Origin of the sequence: Paraburkholderia sp. SARCC-3016, assembly GCF_031119615.1 — a bacterium.
Taxonomy (GTDB): Bacteria; Pseudomonadota; Gammaproteobacteria; order Burkholderiales; family Burkholderiaceae; genus Paraburkholderia.
In genome coordinates, this window is sequence record NZ_JAVHZD010000007.1 from 18,798 (window position 1) to 40,273 (window position 21,476).

Annotated in this window: 8 protein-coding genes; 3 read left to right on the forward strand and 5 right to left on the reverse strand. The window is 64.8% G+C overall.

Features of this window, described 5'->3' with window-relative positions; translation table 11 throughout:
* Window positions 1-4 precede the first annotated feature (4 nt).
* Window positions 5-925 carry a glycosyltransferase gene (locus QYH69_RS08880; RefSeq protein ID WP_308831517.1) on the reverse strand — a complete coding sequence of 307 codons (921 nt, stop codon included), beginning with the start codon at window positions 923-925 and terminating at the stop codon, window positions 5-7.
* A 329-nt stretch (window positions 926-1,254) separates the two neighbouring features.
* On the opposite strand from QYH69_RS08880, the gene QYH69_RS08885 reads away from it, so the two are divergent.
* A complete protein-coding gene (locus QYH69_RS08885; protein WP_308831518.1) occupies window positions 1,255-3,321 on the forward strand; it encodes an acyltransferase family protein in 2,067 nt (688 codons plus the stop codon).
* A gap of 132 nt (window positions 3,322-3,453) precedes the next feature.
* Here the strand turns inward: QYH69_RS08885 and QYH69_RS08890 are convergent, their stop codons facing one another.
* Window positions 3,454-4,935, reverse strand: coding sequence for a flippase (locus QYH69_RS08890; protein ID WP_308831519.1), 1,482 nt, complete (start codon window positions 4,933-4,935; stop codon window positions 3,454-3,456).
* 293 nt (window positions 4,936-5,228) lie between these two features.
* On the opposite strand from QYH69_RS08890, the gene QYH69_RS08895 reads away from it, so the two are divergent.
* Both QYH69_RS08895 and QYH69_RS08900 read left to right on the forward strand, forming a co-directional pair.
* Window positions 5,229-6,338, forward strand: coding sequence for a glycosyltransferase family 1 protein (locus QYH69_RS08895; RefSeq protein WP_308831520.1), 1,110 nt, complete (start codon window positions 5,229-5,231; stop codon window positions 6,336-6,338).
* A gap of 40 nt (window positions 6,339-6,378) precedes the next feature.
* Complete coding sequence (locus QYH69_RS08900; RefSeq protein ID WP_308831521.1) at window positions 6,379-7,455, forward strand: glycosyltransferase; 1,077 nt, start codon at window positions 6,379-6,381, stop codon at window positions 7,453-7,455.
* A gap of 186 nt (window positions 7,456-7,641) precedes the next feature.
* Here QYH69_RS08900 and QYH69_RS08905 read toward each other — a convergent pair whose 3' ends face one another.
* From QYH69_RS08905 to QYH69_RS08915, 3 genes are read right to left on the reverse strand one after another with little or no spacing between them, the layout of a single operon-like run.
* Window positions 7,642-8,772 carry an SGNH/GDSL hydrolase family protein gene (locus tag QYH69_RS08905; protein WP_308831522.1) on the reverse strand — a complete coding sequence of 377 codons (1,131 nt, stop codon included), beginning with the start codon at window positions 8,770-8,772 and terminating at the stop codon, window positions 7,642-7,644.
* 29 nt (window positions 8,773-8,801) lie between these two features.
* Window positions 8,802-11,165 carry a condensation domain-containing protein gene (locus QYH69_RS08910; RefSeq protein ID WP_308831523.1) on the reverse strand — a complete coding sequence of 788 codons (2,364 nt, stop codon included), beginning with the start codon at window positions 11,163-11,165 and terminating at the stop codon, window positions 8,802-8,804.
* A gap of 3 nt (window positions 11,166-11,168) precedes the next feature.
* On the reverse strand, window positions 11,169-21,197 hold the full coding sequence (locus QYH69_RS08915; protein ID WP_308831524.1) for a non-ribosomal peptide synthetase/type I polyketide synthase: 10,029 nt from the start codon (window positions 21,195-21,197) through the stop codon (window positions 11,169-11,171).
* Window positions 21,198-21,476: the final 279 nt, after the last annotated feature.

A 21,476-nucleotide genomic window follows, 5' to 3' on the forward strand; every position in this document is an offset into this window, starting at 1 on the left:
TTCGTCAGAGCTTCTCGGCTCGTTCAGGCGTCAGTCTTCCGCGTAGAAAATCCCAGACGCCAATCAGATTGCCGTTCAGCCGGCCCCGACGGTCGACCCAGGACTCGGGCGAAATGCTGCGTGTGATATTGCTGAATACGTTGCGTAGAACGTGATCGAGCGCGTCGCGCAACGGCATCGTCTTCTTTTTGGCCAGATAGAGCGGATTGATGACTTGCGAATATCCGAGTCTGCGCCCTGACATCCGTCCGCCCTTGGTGCCGAGATGCACGCCGAGCGCCGTATTGATGCGCACGACCCGATCGCCGCGGTTCCAGATCTGGCCGCCGAAATCGCGATCTTCCTGCCAGCCGTAGAGCACGAGCCGCTCGTCGAAACGCAGGCCCGCGATGCTGCGGGCGCGGAAAGCCATGTTGCAGCCGTAGGGACCGCCGGTTGCCGCCGCGATCATCGTTTGCGGAACGTGGTTCGTTTCGGCGAGGATTTTTCTCCCTTCCTCGAAGGAATAGCCGGGCCCGTTGATGCCGTCGGCGAGCGTCATTCCTGTCACGCAGGCAATGGATGGATCGCTATCGAAGGCGTCGAGGACCGCGGCGACCCACGTGCGATGCATGAGGAAGTCGTCGTCGAGAAAGATCAGAACGTCGAAGCCGGCCGGCACATGATTCAAGCCATTGTTACGCTGCGCGGTCAGACCGGGCCGGCCCTTGACCACCAGCAGTCCAGGTCGGCTTGCAAGGCCGCCGACGTCCTCGTCCGTGACGCACGAGACGATGATCAGATCGGGTTTCACCGTCTGTATGTCGACGAACGAAATGGCTTTCCCCAGCAGCTCGGCGCGGTTGCGCGTCGCGAAGATCAGACAGACTTTAGGTTGCTTGCGAACAGATACGCCGCTTTTGACGCTTGTTTCCACTGCTTCCATCCCCGGCCTCCATGCCTTGCCCCGATACCGCTATCTAGTCCTCGGCTGAGCGTCTTGGCTCTTCGCGAGCCATGCAGCCTTCATACAGGAGGCATGGTATTGCCGCGGCCGACGCGGCACTGCTACCTAGCGCACATGGAAGCGCATACGCAAGCGTACGCATGCGCGTGTTATGCATACTGCGTGGGATAGGCCGCAGTGCGTGTTTGCCGAGCCGATACCATGATCGGGCGAATCGAACTGAGGATCGTCTGGCGCATCCTCGATCGAGCGCAGGAGCCGTCGTTTCAAATCCACGGCCAATATATACGTGTGAAGGGGATACTCCGGTGAGCGCAACTTTACGCAAGCCCGTGCAGGGCTATCGGCCTGACATAGACGGATTACGTGCGGTTGCGGTGATCGCGGTGGTCGTTTTTCATGCATTCCCGGCGGCGCTCGCGGGCGGATTCGCCGGCGTCGATATCTTCTTCGCGATCTCGGGCTACCTGATATCGCAGCACATCATCGAGACGCTCGATCAGCAGCGGTTCAGCATCGTGGGTTTCTACGCGAGACGTATCAAGCGCATCTATCCGGCACTTATCACGGTGATGGCGGCCTGTCTCGCGGCGGGCATCGTGATGATGGCATCGGGCGAACTCGAGCAGCTTGCATCCGATGCGCTCGCGAGCGTTGCGTTTGTCGCGAACCTGTATTTCTACACGACGCGCGATTACTTTTCGCAAGGTGCGGGCGCGAGCGCGCTGCTGCATCTGTGGTCGCTTGGCGTGGAGGAGCAGTACTACATCGTCTGGCCGGTCGCGCTCTTTGTACTGTGGCGATATACGAGCCGGCGCGTGGCGACGTTCGCGATCGCCGCGGTAATCGTGCTGTCTTTCGCAAGCAGCATTGTTTTGAGCGGTACGCACGCCGTCGCTGCGTTCTATCTGCCGGTGACGCGCTGCTGGGAGCTGTTATTCGGCTCCGCGCTGGCGTGGGCGGAGTTTCACGCGGGCGCATATCGCAGCGTGCGTGCAGGTACGACGGTCCTCGCCTGGACGCGGCGCGTGCCGCTGCGTGAGCTCGCCTCGTTCGCGGGTGTCGCGCTGATCGTGCTGAGCCTCGCGCTGTACGATCCGGCTAACGTGTTTCCGGGCTGGCGCGCGGCGCTGCCCGCCGGCGGTGCCACGCTCGTGATTGCCGCTGGCCCGACAGCGTGGCTCAACCGCCGCGTACTTGCATTGAGACCGATGACTTACGTCGGCCTGATCAGCTACCCGCTCTATCTTTGGCATTGGCCGATACTCGTCTTTCTTCGTCTATCGAGCGGCGGCGCGCCGACGGCGACGATGCGTCTTGCCGCCATCGGCGTCGCCCTCGTGCTGTCCGTGCTCACATTCAAGTGCATCGAAGCGCCTGTGCGCTTCAGCCGTATCGCACGGAGCCACCCCGTGCGCATGGCGAGTGTTCTGTTTGCGATGATGGCCGGCATCGGTGTGTCCAGCTACGCGATCTCGCGCGACAACGGCCTGCCGAACCGCTTTCCCGACGCGAGCTTCAACGAACATCAGGAGCATTGGGTCTACACCGACGCCTGCAAGAAAGCCTTTCCGGGCGCCGAATTCTGCATGATGCCCACGCCCGACGGGCGGCCCGAAGTGGCGCTGCTCGGCGACAGTCATGCCAATCACTTTTACGAAGGGCTGCGACGGGGTTTGGCGGCGCGCGGAACGGGACTCTTTGCGGTCGGCGCCGGCAACTGTCCACCGTTTTCCGGCGTCGATATTTATCTTGGCACGTACGTCAAACATTGCGCGGCACTGTTCGACGGCGTGCTCGATTACGTGGTGAAGTCGCGCGATATCGATACGGTGATACTGTCGAGCTATGCGATTTCGTCGATCGCGGGCGATTTCGACTACGCCGGGGGCGACTATATCCGCCTCGTGGCCGCACGCGATGTCGAGACCGCGCGCGACATGGCCCGGCGCAGCGACGAGAGCAATATGGAGGTTTATCTCGCCGGTCTCGAACGCACGTTGACCCGGCTTCGCGCGGCAGGCAAGCGCGTGATTTTCGTTCTCGACACGCCGGAACTCGACTTCGATCCGAGCACCTGTGTGCGTCGCCCCGTGCAGATTTCGGTGCGCTCGCCTTGCGCGGTCCCGCGTGCGAAAGTGGAGCAACGGCTGTCAGGCACGCAAAAGAAAATTCTCGCGGCGCTGGCCAGATTTCCCGATGTGAAGGTGTTCAACCCGGTTCCGCTTCTGTGCGGCAAGCAGAATTGCTACGCGCGTCAGGGTGACGAGTTCATCTACACGGACCGCGATCATTTGACTTCCGATGGATCGCGATACGTCGGCGGATGGCTCATGCGGGACATTGCGGTCGAGGCGTGGCCCACCAGTCGCTAACCGCCGATTGTCGAGGCGCCGGCGACGTATGCGTGATAGACGCGCGCCGACGCGAAGGCGGATGGTTGTATGCAGCGCATTGCCGCCTTGCCCAGGAGAGTGCGCGAGTGCGAGCGGCAATGCTTGGCGATCCTATTGGCTTTGTGCCGAACGCCGCGTGTAGTTGCGCATCGACGCGCACAGTTCGATCACGCGCACCCGGGCCCGCGGTTCGGTGTGCGCACTCCATACGAGCGCGATGCCCGTCATGCCGAGCCACACCGCGATGCTCGGCCACGTGAGCGGAGCGAACACGAGTGTCCCGACATAGGCTGCCGCGACGATCAGCGCAGGCGGGATCAGCATGCGTATCGGCCGCGCATCGAGGCGCGCGGCGTAAAACAGCAGCAGCCCGTCGACGAGGCTGCGCACGCTCCAGGCGAGCGCCGCGCCGAGCACGCCGAAGTGCTGCATCATCCACCACAGCAATGCGAGGAACGGCAGTATTTCGTAGGTCTGCAGACGCGCGACGATGCCGGGCTTCCCGGTTGCCTGCAGATGACAGGCGACGATCATCGTGAGCGAATTGATCCATATGCCGAGCAGAATCGCCTCTCCGACCGATGTGGCGCGCGACGCGAATTCCCGGCCCAGCCACAGCGAGAGAAACGGGTGCATGAAAAAGATGCCGAACACGATCATCGGCGTAAGGACGGCGGCGAGGCCGCGTATTGCACCGAAGGAGAGTGTTGCGGCGCTTGCGGCATCGAGTGACGACAGACGCGGAAATAGCGTGCGGATAATGACAAACGGAAAGAGCCGCACGCGCTGCGCGAGATTGAACGGAACCTGGTAGTAGGTGACCGCCTGCGGCCCGAGCGCGTGGCCGATCAGAAGGCGGTCGGCCGTTTCCAGTACGGGCGTGGCGAGGCGAGTCAGACTGATCCATGCGCCGTACGAAAAGAGCGGGCGGACCAGATCGCGGCGCGGGCCGTTCGCAAGCGACAGCGGAAATACCCGCCAGACCACGATTGCCGTCAGCACCAGCGCTACGATGCCGGCGCCGAGCGTACCGAACACCAGATAGCGCAGGTGGGGCCCGAACACGAACGCCATGCCGAGCGGCGCGAGCTGATACAGAATCGCGACCGCGAGCTGTACTGCGTTGAGCGCGCCGAAGCGCTCGCGTCCGACGAGCGCGCCGTTGAACACGCTGATCAGATTCGAGAGCGCCACGAGACAGGCAACGTAGGGCAGCGCGGGCAGCAGTTCGGCGGAGAGCGACTCGCCGATGTCGAAGAATGCGAGCAGCGCGTGCATGAGCGCAAACAGCACGACGCCGCCGGCAATACCCAGGCCGGCGTTCAGGATCAGCGCGGTCCACACGACGGCCTGACGCTCGCTATGCGGCGCGTCGTCGAGTTGCGCGATGCGGTTGGACGTCGCCTGAGACAACCCCAGGTCGAAAAAGCCGAAATAACCCTGCACCATCCAGACGATCGCGAGCACGCCGTAACGCGCGGTGCCGATATGGTGCAGATAGATGGGTGTGGTTGCGAGCGTGACCAATATCGGCAGGATGCTGCCGACGAGGTTGATGGTGGCGCTGCGTTTGAGACTCGGTTTAGTGCTCATGGAATGGTCCGGTATGCCGTCCTGGCATTCTGGCCGAGGCGCGCTACGCAGTTTGTTCGTCGGCGCACGCCGCATTCAATGTCGATGCTTGCGTGCGGTAGGCAGCAGTGGCGCGTGCGCCGCGTCGTTACGATCGCTGCATAGAAAATCGCATCGCCCGCGCATGGCGCGCATGCTGTACGGCGCGTCGGGCGCCGGAGCGTTGCATTGAGGGTTGGGGGTAGTTTAAGTGGCAATCTGGTCGGATTCCGCAAATAACTGCGAAGAAGATTGACGCTTGGGCGGACGGGACGATGATGAAATCGATCGCATCGAAAACGATAGCGTTCAATGGCAAGTTTTTCGGTTCAGCGCCGACCGGTGTGCTCAGGGTTGCCGAGCAGCTTGTCGCGGCGACCGATGCGCTGATCGCGGGGCAAGCCGCCGATGGCGTCGACTATGCCGTTGTGGTCAGAGACAGCGCCAAGGTGCCGCCTTATCGCAACATTTCGTGTGTCCGCGAGGATCCGTGGGTTCGAAAGATTCACAGGACCGCGTGGGAGCAGCTGTATCTGCCGATGGCCCGCAGAAAAGATTTCATTCTCAACCTCTGCAATCTCGGGCCGTTGTTACATCGCGACTGCGCGACGATGATTCACGACGCGCAGGTGTATTCCGCGCCCGAATCGTATTCGTTGCCGTTCCGGCTGCGGTACAAGTTCCTGTTCTTTTTTATCGGCAAGCGGCACAAGGTCATTCTGACCGTTTCGGAATTCTCGAAGAGCGAACTTGTGCGTTACGGCATTGCGAGCGCCGACAAGATCGTGGTCGTGCACAACGGTTGCGACCATGTCTTGCAGATCCGGCCCGACGAGCGGCAGCTCGCGGTCTTGAATCTCGAACCGCGTCGTTATGTGCTCGCGCTTGCGAATACGCAGAAGCACAAGAATATCGGCGTGCTGCTCAAGGCCTTCGCCGATGCGGAAATGAGCGATGTCGAGCTGGTGCTGTTCGGCGGCGCGACGCGTACCGATTTCGAAAATCTCGGGCACGTCGTGCCGCCGAACGTCCGGTTCGCGGGCCGCATTACCGATCCTGAACTCGTCGGGCTGATGCGCAACGCCGGCGCGCTCGCGTTTCCTTCGCTAACCGAAGGGTTCGGTTTGCCGCCGCTCGAGGCGATGGCGCTCGGTTGCCCGGTGGTCGCCGCGCCGTATGGCGCGCTTCCGGAAGTATGCGGTAAGGCGGCGCTTTATGCGGACCCGTTCAGTCCGCAGGCCTGGAGCCTGAATATTCTGGCGGCGCTCAATGACGAAGCGGTGCGCCAATCGCTGATCTCGGCCGGACGCGAACGGGCCGGCAACTTCACCTGGAAGCAGGCGGCGCGCCATCTGTTCGACGCCGTGAGCGCCGTGTCCCGCTGATTCCCGCTGATTCCCTGAACAAAGAGACTGAGGGCGAACCATGTCTATCGATGTCGATTTCTCGCTGGCGCTTAACGATCGGACCGGCAAGCTGTTTCTGGGGAAAGATATTATTTCGACGCTCGGCAGCAGGGTGACGCGGGTCCGCTATGGACGATTTCACGAGTTTCCGCATAGCGATCTCATGCGCCGCGTGGCGGGCCGTCTGACGCTCAAGGAAACCGTGGCGCGCGTATTCAGACCGCGGCTATCGTCTTTGCTGCCCGTCATCCGCGATCCTCGCCCGACGCTGCATCTCGATCCGCTCAGCGTCGTGCGTCATCGCCTTGAGGCGCGCGATATCGTGCTGTGCCATGACGTCGGTCCGATCACGCATCCGCAATATTTCGCGCCGGGCGTGCACGAATTCTATGTGCTTGCCTACGATCAGATTCGACGCATCAAGCCGCACATGGTGTTTGTCAGCAAGACGACCCAGCAGGAGTTTCACCGGCTGTACGGTGAAGACTACGCATCGTCGAGCGTGATCTATAACCCGACTCGCCTGGGCGTGAAGGAAGGAGAGGCGCGTGCCGTGGATGGCGTTGCTTCCCGTTTTCTGCTGACCGTGGGAAGTGTCGGCGACCGGAAGAATCAGGCTCGTTGCATCGAGGCGTTCGCGGCAAGCGGGCTTGCACAAGAGGGCTGGCAGTACGTCATCGTCGGGCAGTGCGAGCCCGGTGCCGAGGCCGCGATCGAACTCGCAAAGCAGACCCAAGGTGTGATCATGCCCGGATATACGAGTGACGCTCAGCTTCGCTGGCTCTACCGCAATGCATCGGGCTTTGTGCTGATGAGTCTGCTGGAAGGATTCGGCATGCCGGTTATCGAGGCGATCGAGTATGACTTGCCGTGCCTCGTCTCGAGGTCGAGCATCCTGACGGAAATCGGCGGCGAAGCAATGATCGATGCCGATCCGCTCGATACGGAATCGATCGCGGCCGGCATGAGGTCGCTGGCCTGCCTGCCTGACGACGAGCGGTCACGCCGGATGGCTCAGGCTCGCACGCATCTCGCCAATTTCGCGCGTGAACCGATCCTCGAGAGCTGGCGGCATCTCGTCGAGCGGATTGGCTGAGCCTTGCAAAGAGACCCGCTCGACAAGCGCCGGAACGCTATGACGGGATAGCGATGGTCCGCCGGTGGTGATGGCGAAACGCTTCGCCGGGAGCGTCCGCGAACCGAAGGACGCGACACGTAGTGTTGCCGAACCGCTGACGCTCGCGCAGACCTCGTTCCTCGGAAGCCCGTTGCACTTCGGCAATCACTGATGCTTCGCAGCAAAGCTCGGTTCGAGAAAACCGACAACCTCGGCATCCGTGATCGGTCTCAGATGCAAACCGAACGCGGCATTCAACGAAGCGACGAGATGTTGCGCCCACAGCGTGTTCCACACGACGCCCGCATGGCCATCGGAGAGCACGGCGTTGTGCGGATCGTCGCCCGATGAATTGGTGATCGCCCAACCGGGCTGCAGACGCACGGTCTTGTAAAGCGGACGGCCTTGCTCGTCGCGCGATCCCCACACGCTTCTGAACCACGCGCGATCGTCGAGGAAGTAGACATCGCGATGGGTCGCGGCAATTTTGCGCAAGCCGTTGTCGAACACATCCATGCCGGCATCGATATTGGCGATTGCCTGCGCCGATTGCCAGTGGTCGAACTCGACCGCCCAGTCCGCATTGCTGAGCACGCCGACCAGTACGACACGGGTCTGCGGGTGCCGCTTGTGGATCAACGCGACTGTCTCGCCGATTGCATCGATACACCCATTGATCAACGACATCGGATGCGATGCGCTCGGATCGTGCGACAGCTCGTCGAGCACGCCATGCCCGCCGACATCGTTGATACCGATGCGGATCAGCACGATGCCGCCTTTCCACGCCTGCGGTTCGCGGTCCATCAAATCGACGAGATTGACGGCCTGATGCTGCGGGGATCCGAGCAATTGATTGCACCACGCGCCGCTTGCGGCGAAATCGTAGCGATAGTCGTCTTTCGCGGGCGTGCGTGCGACTACGCCGAAAACCCTGTCGAAGCGCGCGCGATACTTGCCGGTTCCCCATGCGCCCCATTCGCCGAGATCGATCTGGTCGCCGCGCAGCCGGGCGAGGACCTCGGTCCACTGCCAGGTGGTGGCGCGCCACGCGCCGCCGCGCAGGCTCGGATTGCCGAGCATCTGCGTGTCGTGATACGACTGGCTGTCGGAATCGCCGAGCACGGCAAACCGGATCCGCGCCGATGGCGGTGCCGGCCCGGCAGCGACGGCGTCAGTTGCGGCGAACGGGCGGCCAAGCCAGTCAGGCATGGCCGCGCCGGCGAACATCAGGCCGGCTGCCGTCAGAAGACCGCAAAGCCCGGCCAGCAACACGATACGCAAACGGGACATCATCGAGCCACCTTATCCAGTCCATCTCCGATCTAAGCCTCGGCACGGCTCATGACCGCTGCGGCAGCGTTCTCTTCGCCGGAGCCGGCCGCCACGCTCTTTCCTTCGATGGCGGCGAGGCGCTCACGCAGTTGCTTGCCAATGATCGCCGCGCCGTTGGCGCGAAACATCTGGTCATGCATGCCCGGAATCTCGGTGACGACGAGCTTGCCCGTCACCACCTGATGCCATCCGAGGTCGTGGGCGAACAGGCGCCCCTTGAGCGCCTGACCGCTGCGGAAAATCTGCACGTCGCCGTCATACGGCGCCGCCCGGTACCGCACCTGTTGCATGCGCAGATGGCCGATATACCAGAGGTTCTCGGCAAGCTCGTTGTTCGGCCCATCGTTTTTGAACAGACCGAGCTTGAGACCGAGCTCGATCAGATGGAACCAGCGAACCGTGCGGAACTGCTTGAGGAAAACCACCATCGAGGTCTCGCGCCGCCGGGCCGCGCGGAAGTCGCGCGGAATATCGTAGGCGCGCACGCGCAGCTTGCGCAGCAGACGGTCGTACCACGGCATCGTTTCGCGATATCCGGGGCACCACGAATCGTTGAGGATAACGAGTTCGACGGTTTCGCCATCGCGTCGCAGCTGATGCGCCGCTTCGATCGCCAGTGCGCCGAGCACGCAGTGGCCCATCAGGATATACGGGCCCGTCGGCCGCGCCAGCCTGATGAGCCGCACGGCGTCCGCGGCGATATCTTCGTAGGCGCGCGGCGGGAATTCACGCGGCGGCCCCTCCGGCACCATCGGGATATCGATAACAGGCCGCTCGTCGCCGATTTGCCGCGCCAGTTCGTAGAACACGGCCGTGTTGTTGAGCGCGATGATCGGCGTGCCCGGCGCATGCTCGTTGAACTTCACGATATTGCGCGCCTTCGCCTCGAGCTGGGCCTGACTCAGAAAACCGCTCGGGCCGACGCCGCCCGCGAACGTCGCGGCTGTTTTGCCGGGCGTCGGCGCCTGCGGCTGTGCGGCTACGATCTCGACGGTTTCCAGCATGTCGCGCCACGTCGCCAGATGCCGGTCGATCGTGCCGATGTCGTAGAGGTCCGTATCGCCTTCACACGAGATGCGCCAGCCGTCCGGGCGCCGCACCATGAAGAAGTTCAGATCGTAGAGCGCGCCCGCGTTGAAAGACGGCGAAGTCGTTGCGGCGAATCCGTCGCGGCGCACCTCGTCGCCCACGCCGACGAAGCTTTGCTGCAGGGCGAAATTGACCGAACACAATGGCGGCCGGTTGACGTCGGCCACCTCGCCCGCCATGTCCATCATCTCTTCGAACGGCACGTGCAGATGCTCGATCGCGTCGCTGAGCTTGGCGCCGCATTGCGCGATGACGGAGGCGATCGTGCTGCCTTCGCGAATGTCGAGGCGCAGGATCACCGTGTTGATGAGCGGACCGACCACGCCCTCGAGTTCCTGCTGATCGCGCAACGACATCTGCGTGCCGATCGCCACGTTGGCGGCTTTGCTCTGGCCGGCCGCCGCTTGCAGCGCCATGGCGAGGCCCGCGACGGCCACGCTGAAGAGCGTCACGCCCTGGGCCTTGGCGGCCGCAATCAGGCGCTCGCTCAACGCGTTGGGCAACAGGATCGAGCGGATCGCGCCCTGGAAGCGCCGTTCGTGCGCGCGCGGACGATCGCCTGGCACATCGAAGCGCGTAAAGCCCCGAAGCTCCTCGCGCCAGTGAGCGCGCGCGCGATCGAGTGCGCCGCTGCCGAGAAACTCCTGCTTCCACAGCGCGTAGTCGCCGTGGTGAAGTTCGACGTCGGGGTAATCGGGATCGTGGCCCGCATGCAACGCGGCCAGTCCTTCGACGAGTTCGCGCGTGACGATCGCGAAAGACCAGCCGTCCATCACGAGCGAATGGAAGGTCAGTTGCAGTTCGCCCTGCGTGCCCGACCTCGGCAGCCACACGGCCCGGAAAAACGACGACGACGACAGGTCGAACGGCGTGCGTGCCTGCTGCCCGCCGACACGTTCGGCCTCGGCGACGGCAGCCTTGTCGTCGAGACCGGTCAGATCGACCACCTCGAGCCGGAAAGCGGCGCGGCTCCAGACCTGCTGACGCAAACCCGCGCCCGTCATCAGAAAGCCCGTGCGCAGGATCTCGTGGCGGGCGACGAGTTCGCCGAGCACATGTTCGATGCTGGCGGCGTCGAGCGGCCCCGACAATTGCAGGCGCAGCGCGATGTTCAGCGCGGTGGCCTTCGGCGAAGCCTTCTGCTCATGCCAGAAGCGGATCTGGCAGGCGGTCGCCGGGAACAGCGCATAACCGGCTTCGACCGCCTGATCGACTACCTGATCGACTACCTGAGCCGGGGCGATATCCAACGCTATCGAGTTCATCGCTCACAGTCCCCCTGCATTCCTGCGCTTGAAGTTGAGGATCGAGGGCCGCGCCACGGCCGGGACTTCGATCAGCGTCTGCGCCTGCGTGCCGTCGAGGCTCGCCGCCAGTTCGGCGATCGTCACGTTCTTCATCAGCTGACGCGCATCGACGCCGAGGCCGCGCTCGTTCATCCGCGCGACGATGCGGAACAGTTGCAGACTGTCCGCACCGAGGCTGAAGAACTGCTGGTCGGTGCCGACGTGCGGCAGGCCGAGCACGTCGCCCCAGATCGCCGCGAGCGTGGCCTCGGTAGGCGTCATGGCAGCAGGCTCGATCGGCGCGGCCGAGCGTTCGGCGGGCACGGTGATTTGCGCAACCGCCTTGAGCGCTGCTTGCGGCTGGCGCATGGGGGCGGCCACCATGTCCGCGGTCGGCACGGGCAGCGCCTTGCGGTCGAGCTTGCCGTTGCCGGTCTGCGGCAACGCGTCGAGCGTCATCCACAGCGTGGGCACCATATAGGCCGGCAACTGCGCGGCAACGTGGGCGGCAACCGCGCCCTGGTCGGTTTTGCCCGCGACGGCCTCGACGATGTAGCCCACGAGGCGAGGGCTGCCGCTCACGGTGTGCAGTGCGACGGCGGCCGCGGCCACGCTCGGCGCTTTGCGCAATGCCGCTTCGATATCCTCGATCTCGATGCGAAAGCCGCGCAGTTTGATCTGCTGGTCGCGGCGGCCCAGATGTTGCAGCGAACCGTCGGCAAGCCGCCTTGCGAGGTCGCCCGTACGATAGAGACGGCACGGCGCGGCGCCCTCGATCGCCACCGATCGGAACGCCGCATCGGTGAGATCGGGGCGATTGAAATAGCCCTTGGCGAGGCCTTCGCCGCCGATCCACAGTTCGCCGCTCACGCCTTGCGGCGCGAGACGCAGGTCGTCGGTCAGCACATGCAGTTGCGTGTTGGCGAGCGGCGCGCCGATCACCACCGGGCCGTTCGCTTCGACGCGCGAGGCGGAAGACCAGATCGTCGTCTCGGTCGGGCCATAGAGGTTCCACACCTCGGCGCCCGTCGCAAGCAGCGCGTCTGCGAGATCGCGCGGCAACGCTTCGCCGCCGCACAGGATCTTGAAGCCGCGCGGCGCCTTGAAGCCGGCCTCGAGCAGCATGCGCCACAGCGACGGCGTCGCTTGCAGAACGGTGGCGGACTGCTCCTTCAGGCGCGTCACGAGCTCATAGCCGGTGCGCACTTCCGTGTGGCCCGCGATAAAGGTCTGCCCGCCGACGACAAGCGGCAGGAACAGCTCGAGACCGGAAATATCGAACGAGAACGTCGTGACCGCGACGATGCGATCGCTGGCCGTGAAGCCCGGCGTCTGCGCCATCGACAGCAGGAAGTTGCTCAATGCGCGATGCGGAATTTCCACGCCCTTGGGTTGGCCCGTCGAGCCCGAGGTGAAGATCACGTAGGCCGCATCGGCGTCCGACACGACCGGCAGCCGCACGGGCTCGTGGTCCCCTTGCGCGAGCAGCAATTCGACCTCCAGCACGCGATGCGCGCCCGCTTCCAGCACACTCCGGCCTGCAGCGTCGCTGACGATTGCGGCGATGCCGGCGCCATCGAGAATCTGGCGCAGACGCGCGGGCGGCATCGTCATGTCGAGCGGCACGTAGGCGCAGCCCGCTCGCCACACGCCGATCATCGCGGCCACCGTCATCACCGTGCGGTCCATCGCGACGGCGATGCGTCCATGCGGCGCGATCCCCGCCGCCACGAGCCGACGCGCGATCCGGTTCGCGTATTCGTCGAGTTCGCCATAAGTGAGCCGCACCGTTTCATCCGATACGGCCATCGCATTGGGCGTTTGACGCGCCTGCGCGGCGATCATCGCGGGCGTGGTCCGCGACAGATCGTAGGCGCGTTCGGACGCGTTCAGTTCGTCGCGAAGATGACGGATCTCGTCTTCGTTCAGCAGCGGCAGCGCGGCCACGGTCGCTTCGGGATTCCGCGCGATCGCGCCCAACAAGGTTTCATAGTGGCCGAGCCAACGCTGGATCGTCGTTTCGTCATAGACGTCGGTGTTGAAGTCGCAATCGAGACGAAGCCCCTGCGCCGATTCGATCACGTTGAGGAACAGATCGAAGTTGCTGAACGCCTTTGCGTTCGGCGCAAAGCGCGTGGTGACGCCGCCGGCCATCTCGAGCTGTGCGTCGACTTTCTCGAGATTGAACTGCAGGTCGGTCAGCGGCAGCCGGTTCAGATCGCGCTTGATGCCGAGGTCGCGTACCAGCGCGCCATATGTGTAGTTCTGCCGGTCGCCGGCGTCGAACAGGTGATCGCGTACCGCCTTCATATGCACGGCGAACGGCTGATTGCGGTCGAACCGCACGCGCAGCGGCAGGAAGTTGACGCAGTGCCCGACGAGCAGCGCTTCGCCGGCCTGCGACTGGCCCGCCATCGGCGCGGCGATCACGACATCGTCGTTGCCCGACAGACGCCCGAACAGCACCTGGGCGGCGCCGAACAGCGCGGCGAACAGCGAGCAGCCCTGTTTCGACGCAGCGGTCTTCACCTGCTTCAGAAGATCGGCGCCGATGTGGCGCGTCGTCGATGCGCCGCTGAAGCTCTTGATCTCGGGGCGCGGCCGATCGCCGGGCAAATCGGCCTGCGGCGCGGGGTCGCGATGCAGATTCAGCCAGAACTCGCGCGTGGCCGCGTCGACGCCGGCCTCGTCCTGCGCTTTGGCGAAAGCGAGGAAGCTTTGCACCTCGTCGAGCTCGGCTTCTTTGCCCGACACCTCGGCCGAATAGAGCGCTTGCAGATCGCGCAGGATGATGTTGATCGACCATCCGTCGCACACGATGTGATGAGCGGTGAAAACGAACGCCCACTTCTGCGCGTCGAGACGGATCAGCGCGGCGCGCGCGAGCGGCGCGACGGTGAGATCGAACGGTTCGCGCGCTTCGCCGTCGACGAGGGCCTTGAGTTCCGCGGCCGCGTCGGCGTGGCCCGACAGATCGATATGGACGAGCGGCACGCTCGCCGCCGCATCGGCGAACATCGTGTCGCCGACACGCGAGAAGCGAACGCGCAACGCATCGTGACGCGCAACGGTAGCGGCGAACGCGCGTTCGAACGCGGCTTCGTCCAGGTTGCCCATCAATTCGAGCGTGAACGACTCGTTGAACGCGAGCGAGGCTTCGTCGCCGACCTGGGCCGACATCCAGATTTCCTTCTGCGGTTCGGTGAGCGGCGACTGCGTGAGTTGCGGTTGCTGCGGCTGCCGCTGGGCGTGCGGCTGCGCCGCGGCCGGCGCCGCGACAGCGGCGGCTTCATGCGTGCCGCCGAGAATGCCCACGCGCTGCAGTGCGTCGATGCTTTCGACGAAGGCGTCGCCGATTCTGCGGATGTCCTCGTCCGAATGGCTCGTCGTCAGGAAGCACGGGAAGCCTTCCATGATGTGGATGCCGAGGTAGCGCATGTACGCGTAGAACAGACTGCCGAGGCGGTCTTCGCCCGCGAAGCTGACATAGAACCAGCTCGAGAACGTTTCGGCCCGCGTGGCGATACCGACTTTCTCCAGATGCGCATTGATGCGTTGCACAAGGCCGGCCATGCGGCCGCTCAGCGATTCCTGCAGCGCCGGGCCGGCTTCCTTCAGATGCAGCAGCACGGACTTCATTGCGGCGAGCACGAGCGGATGGCGCACGAACGTGCCCGCAAAGAAGGTCGGCGGTACTTCGGGTACCGAAGCATCGCCAAATTGCCACTGGCCGCCGTCGAGCGCGTCCATATACTGGGCGCTGCCCGCGAGCACGCCGACGGGCAGGCCGCCGCCGACCACCTTGCCGTAGGTCGCCATGTCGCCCTTGATGCCCCAGTAGCCCTGCATGCCGGCCGGGTGGACGCGAAAGCCCGTCACGACCTCGTCGACGATCAGCGCCGACTCATTGGCCGCCGTGACGTCGCGCAGCTGCTGCACGAATTCCTTGGGACGCAGGTTCGGATGGCGCGATTGCACGGGCTCGATCAGCACCGCCGCGATGTCGTCGATGTTGGCCTTGATCCACTCGAGGCTTTCGGGCCGCGCATACGGCAGCACGACCATATTGCCGACGGAGTTCTGCGGAATTCCCGGGGCGATCGGGAACGCGCGCGGCACACCGGCTTCGCTGCCCGGCTTGACGAGTACTTCGTCGAACTGACCGTGGTAGTCGCCGTCGAAGCAGACTACTTTTTCCTTGCCGGTGACCGTACGCGCGAGACGCATCGCGGCCATCACGGCTTCGGAGCCCGTATTGCAGAAAGTGACGCGCTGATGCCCCGTGATCTCGGCGAACAGGCGCGCGACTTCGCCCGCGAGCGGCGATTGCGGGCCGATCGCGAAACCTTCCTGCATCTGCGCGTTGACGGCGTCGACGACGAAATCGGGCGTATGGCCGAACGCGGTCTGTCCGTAGCCGTTGACGAGATCGATGTATTCGTTGCCGTCGACGTCCCAGATTTTCGAGCCTTTGGAACGCTGGGCGACAATCGGATAGACGAGTTCCTTCCATTCCTCGCGGAAGCCGCTCGCGGTGCGCGGATCGGCCAGCACGGCGCGATACGATTGCGTGCGGGCCTTGGAGGTCGGCGTTTTCGCCGAGTAACGCGCCGACAGATCCTCGATGAACGCTTTCTGTCCGTCCGTCATCTGCGCGGAACTCGTTGCGCCGGGCTTGTAGGCGGCGAAGCGCGACGGCCGGTTTTCGTCGAATCTGATTTCGGGGCCGGCGGCGCGGGCAGGTGCGGCAGGTGCGGGCAGGGCGGCCGCCGCAGCCGGCGCGGCGATCGATGCAGGCACGGCGCCCGGCGCGGAAGCCAGAATCGCCGCTACGGGCTGCGCGGCGGCCAGCGGTGCGCCTTGCAGCAACTCGAGCTGACGCGACATCAGCGACTGCATCGCGGCAAGCTGGTCGCGAAACACGGACTGGATCTCCCCCGTCGCCGGGACCGAGGCGAACGGCGCGGCCGTCCTCGGGGCGGCCGACGCCATGATGGCGGCCGGTGCGGTCGCGACTGGAGCAGCCGCGGCTGCAACGACGACCGGCGCAGCGGCGGGCGCGGCTTCGGTTGCGGCAGGAGCCGCGGCCACCGCCGGCTGCTCCGGATCGGGCGGCAACGCGCCATCGAGGAACTGCGCGAGCGTCGGCAGCGTCGGATAGTCGCTCATGATCTGCCGGAAGCTGATCGTGACGTCGTAGCGGCGACGCAGTTGCCGCGAGACTTGCCCCATGAACAGGGAGTCGTAACCGAGATCCCAGAAGGTCACGTCAGGATTGGACGTATCGGGCGCCTCGCCGGACATCTCGGCAAGCAGTGAAGCGAGTTCGGCGATAAGGCGCGGTTTGCGGTCGATTTGAACGGTCTGGGACATGGCGGTCTGGGCGGTCTCGGTGATTGCGTCGGCTGATGCGGGAGCGGCAATCGCCGCTGCGGTCGTTGCCGCGGCGGTCGTTACCGGTTGACGTGAAGAAGCGGCGGCCGGGGCATCGATCCAATGCCGTTCCGGTTCGAATGGATAGGTGGGCAGCGAGATGCGGCGCGCGCCTGCGGTCTGGACTGTTTTCCAGTCCGGCGTGACGCCGTTCAGCCACAGCCGCCCGGTCGCCTCGGCAAGCACCGCAAGTTCGCGCTCGCGCGTGGCGAAGTCGGGCAACGAGGCAATCGCGCCTTGATGGCGGTCTTTGGGCAAGCCCTGCATGACGAACGTCGATAGCGTCCGGCCGGGGCCGATTTCGAGCAGGAGCGGCTTGCTTTGCGCCGTCACCGTGGCCAGTGCGTCGCTGAAGCGCACGACGTTGCGGCAGTGGCTCGCCCAGTAATGTCCTTGCACGGGCTCGTCCATCGATGCCCACTGTCCGGTGACCGACGACACATACGGAATTTTCGGCGGTGCAAAGGCGAGCGTATCGGCGACTTTGGCGAGATCTTCGACGACGCCGGACATCATGCGCGAGTGAAACGCATGCGACGTGTGCAGACGGCGATGCTCGATGTCGCTGGCCTTGAGCTGTGCCTCGAACGCTTCGATGGCCGCGAACGGACCCGCCACGACGCTCAGCGACGGCGCATTGATGGCCGCGAGGTCGACGTCATCGGGCAGCACGGGCACGAGTTCGGCCTCCGGCAGGCGCACGACCAGCATCGCGCCCGGCTCGGCCGACTGCATGAGCGCACCGCGCCGCGCGATCAGATACAGCGCGTCCTCGAATGAGATCGCTTCGGCCACGCAGGCCGCAACGAGTTCGCCGACGCTATGGCCGATCATCGCGGCCGGCTTGATGCCGCGCGAGATCCACAGTTGCGCCAGCGCATATTCGACGAGGAACAGCGCGGGCTGCGCATAGATCGTCGAACGGATCGGGTGCGGCGTGTCGTCGCCTTCGGGCGTCTCGCTGAACAGCAGGGTGCGGATATCGAGCCCGACATGCGCGGCCAATGCTTCGGCACCCTTATCGATCCAGTGGCGATAAACGGGCTCGCTGCGGTAGAGCGCGTCGCCCATGCCCGGATACTGCGCGCCTTGTCCCGGAAACATGAAGACGACCGGAGGGGCGGCCTGCTGCGCCTGCGCTTCGATTGCGCCTTTGCCGAGTTTGGCCTGCGCCTGCTCGACGCTGTCGGCGATCACGACGGCGCGGTGCGGGAAAGCACGGCGGCCCGTTTGCAGTGTCGCGGCCACGTCGGCGAGCGAGAGCCCGGGATTCGTTGCGAGGTGCTGCGCAAGATTGGCCTTCGCGCGTTCGAGCGCGGCCGCGCTGCGTGCCGACAGCGGCAGGATCTGCAGACCGGATTCGGGTGCACGCATGCATGCATCGACAGGGCGGGGCGCTTCCTCGAGCAGCACATGGACGTTGGTGCCGCCGACGCCGAACGAACTGACGCCGGCCCGGCGCGGCGTCGGACCATCGGCCCACGGACGCGCTGCCGTGTTGAAGAAGAACGGGCTGTTCGCGACATCAATGGCCGGATTCGGCGCGCCGAAGTGCAGCAGCGGCGGCAAGACGCGGTCGCGCAGCGCAAGCGACGCCGCGATAAATCCGGTCACGCCGGCGGCCGCGTCGAGATGTCCGACGTTGGCCTTGGCCGAACCGAGCGCGCAGTACTGGCCGCCTTCGACGCCGCCGAGGCTGAACGCCTGCACGAGGCCGGCGAATTCGATCGGGTCGCCAAGCGGCGTCGCCGTGCCGTGGGCCTCGATATAGCCGATCGAGGCCGGATCGATGCCGGCTTCGGCGTGCGCGATCGCAATCGCGCGCGCCTGCGCATCGACGCTCGGCGCAGTGAAGCCGACCTTGTCGGCGCCGTCGTTGTTGATGCCGACACCGCGGATCACCGCATAGATCGAATCCGCGTCGGCGAGCGCGTCCTCGAGACGCTTGAGCAGGACAACGCCGGCGCCGCAGCCGAACACCGTGCCTTGCGCGTTGGCATCGAACGGCCGGCACACGCCGTCGGGCGAGCCCATTCCGCCTTCCTCGTAGAAGTAGCCGCGCTTTTGCGGGAACGTCACCGACACGCCGCCGGCCAGCGCCATGTCGCAGCGTCCCGAGCGAAGATTCTCGACGGCCATGCCGATCGCGGTCATCGAGGTCGAGCATGCGGTCTGTACCGAAACGGCGGGCCCCGTGAGGCCGAGCTTGTACGCGGTGCGCGTAGCGACGAAATCGCCGGCGCCGACCAGCTTCTGATACTCGCCGATCTGGAACTGGCTCGTGAATTCGTCGATGACGCCACGATCGGACAGCACATGTTTGAGGAAGTACGTGTTCATCGACGTGCCGGCGAACACGCCGACCGCACCGGCGATCGTGGCCGGGTCATAGCCGGCGTCTTCGAATGCTTCCCACGCGATCTCGAGGAACAGGCGCTGTTGCGGATCGGTCAGCGCCGCCTCGCGCGACAGCATGCCGAAAAAGCCCGCATCGAAGCGGTCGACGTCGGCGAGGATCGGCCGCGCCTTCACGTAATGCGCTTCGCGGCGTGAACGTTCGTCGAACGTGTCCTCGAGCTCGCTTGCGTCGAAATGCGTGATGCAGTCGCGGCCCGCGAGAATATTGGCCCAGAGCTCGGCGACATTGCGTGCGCCGGGAAACCGTCCGGACATGCCGACCACGGCGATCGCACCGCTATGTGCGCTGCCGCGCGTATTTCGGCTGCGCCGGAATGTTTCATTGCTGTTCAACTCGAGCGTGGTGCGCAGATGGGCGGCCAGCGCCTCGACATTCGGATGCCGGAACAGATCGACGAGCGCGACGCTCGCCGCCACGTCTCGAACGATGATCGCGTGCGCGCGCATCAGATCGAGCGAGCGCAATCCGAGATCGAAGAAGTTCGAGCGGCGCTCGACGGGTTGGCCGAGCAATCCTTCGAACACTGATGCGAGCTTGCCGGCGAAATCGTTGTCCGCCGCATCGTTGTCTACCGGTGTCGCCTGTGCGGCGGCAGGCGTATCGAGGCTCGCAAGCAGCGCTTTGCGGTCGACCTTGCCGTTCGGCGTCAGCGGAAACTCCGCCAGGACACGCAGTTCGGCCGGCACCATGTAGTCGGGTACCGCAGCCTTCAGATGGGCGCGCAGACCGTCGACGAAGACGGCCGCAGCTTTGGCATCGGCCGCGCGCGCCTTCACGAAGCCCGCGATGGACTTGCCCCGGCGGCCTTCGAATGCGGCCACGGCCGCATCGGCGACGCCGGGCGCCGCACGCAGCGCATGCTCGATCTCGTCGAGTTCGATGCGCTTGCCGGCGATCTTGATCTGGCGGTCGTTGCGGCCGAGGAAATCGATGGCGCCGTCGGGGCGCCGCCGGACGAGGTCGCCGGTGCGATAGAGCTTGCCGCCGGGCGCGAACACGTCGTCGATGAATTTTTCCATCGTCAGTTCGCTGCGATTCAGGTAGCCGAGCGCGACGCCGTCGCCGCCGGTGACGAGCTCGCCGATTTCCCCGTCGACGACGGGCGCAAGCTTGTCGTCGACGATGTAGACGCGCGTGCCGGCGATCGCGTCGCCGATCGGAATGGCCTCGCCGTTTGCGAGCGCGTCGCCGTCGCGCGGAATGCGGTAGCAGCAGGTGAAGGTCGTGTTCTCGGTCGGGCCGTAGCCATTGACGATCTGCAGGCCCGGATGCGCCTGCATGACCTTGCGCACGTGCGCAGGCGAGAGCACGTCGCCGCCCGTCAGCACCTCCTTGAGCGGCATGAACGCTTCGAGCCGATAGTCGGCGAGTGCGTTGAAGAGGCCGGCCGTCAGCCACGCGCTCGTGACGTCGAGTCGCGCCATTTCGGCGGCGATCGTATCGAGCGAAGGCTGAACTTCGTTGATGATGGCGGCGCAGCCGCCGTTCAGCAGCGGCCCCCAGATTTCGAGCGTGCTTGCATCGAACGCGAGTGGCGCAAGATTGAGAAAGCGCGTGCCTGTCGACAGCGCGGCGAAGCTCTGGCCGCGCACGAGGCGCACAATCGCGCGGTGCGGCACGATCACGCCCTTGGGCTTGCCGGTCGAGCCCGATGTGTACATGACGTAGGCCGGGTCGTCGGCATTGCACGTCCCGAGCGCAGCGGGAGCGGCTGCCTGCGACGAGCCGACGACATCGGCGAGATCGATCACCGCTGCGTCGAGCTCGCCGATGCTGGCGAGCGCCGCGGCTTGCGCGATGACGAGCTTCGGCGCGCAATCGGCCACGATGAATTCGAGCTGCGCTTTCGGGTAGGCCGGATCGAGCGGCACATAGACCGCGTCAAGACGCAGGATCGCAAGCATCAATGCGAGCGTGTCCGCGCTGCGCGGAACCATGATCGCGCAACGATCGCCGCGCGCAAGACCCATGTCGCGCAGGACCGTTGCGATGCGGGCCGAACGAACGCCGAGGGCGGCATACGTTTCGCTACCGGTTGCGTCGATCACAGCAAGATGATGGCCAAATTCCGCACATACGGCATCGAAGCGCGCTGCGACGCCAGGTCCATGAGCGGCCCAGCCAGGCGTGTCGCCTGGAAATCCATCTCTGTGTGACATTTGCCGCTCTCCAATTATTTCGATGAAAGCCTTGTACCTGGCTACGTCTGGCGATAAGCGCGCAGCGAGCACACACAACGGCGGCGGTCACGGGAGGCAAGCGGCAGGAGACTTTGCGCGCCCGACCCCCGTGTCTCGAGCGCGAAATCTGCCGCAAGTGAAAGTTAGTCTTCCGCGGCCTCGCTATCCGTACGCCGTCGCACGAACGATGCAACAACGCAACACCCGCGAACGCCCGTGCGCAGGGCGTCTATCCGCGTTGGACGAAGCACGGCATGC

What these genes read in the sequence shown, in the direction of transcription:
- QYH69_RS08880 (WP_308831517.1), bottom strand. Translation starts at nt 925, where the DNA reads ATGGAAGCAGTGGAAACAAGCGTCAAAAGCGGCGTATCTGTTCGCAAG.
- QYH69_RS08890 (WP_308831519.1), bottom strand. Translation starts at nt 4,935, where the DNA reads ATGAGCACTAAACCGAGTCTCAAACGCAGCGCCACCATCAACCTCGTC.
- QYH69_RS08895 (WP_308831520.1), top strand. Translation starts at nt 5,229, where the DNA reads ATGATGAAATCGATCGCATCGAAAACGATAGCGTTCAATGGCAAGTTT.
- QYH69_RS08900 (WP_308831521.1), top strand. Translation starts at nt 6,379, where the DNA reads ATGTCTATCGATGTCGATTTCTCGCTGGCGCTTAACGATCGGACCGGC.
- QYH69_RS08905 (WP_308831522.1), bottom strand. Translation starts at nt 8,772, where the DNA reads ATGATGTCCCGTTTGCGTATCGTGTTGCTGGCCGGGCTTTGCGGTCTT.
- QYH69_RS08910 (WP_308831523.1), bottom strand. Translation starts at nt 11,165, where the DNA reads ATGAACTCGATAGCGTTGGATATCGCCCCGGCTCAGGTAGTCGATCAG.
- QYH69_RS08915 (WP_308831524.1), bottom strand. Translation starts at nt 21,197, where the DNA reads ATGTCACACAGAGATGGATTTCCAGGCGACACGCCTGGCTGGGCCGCT.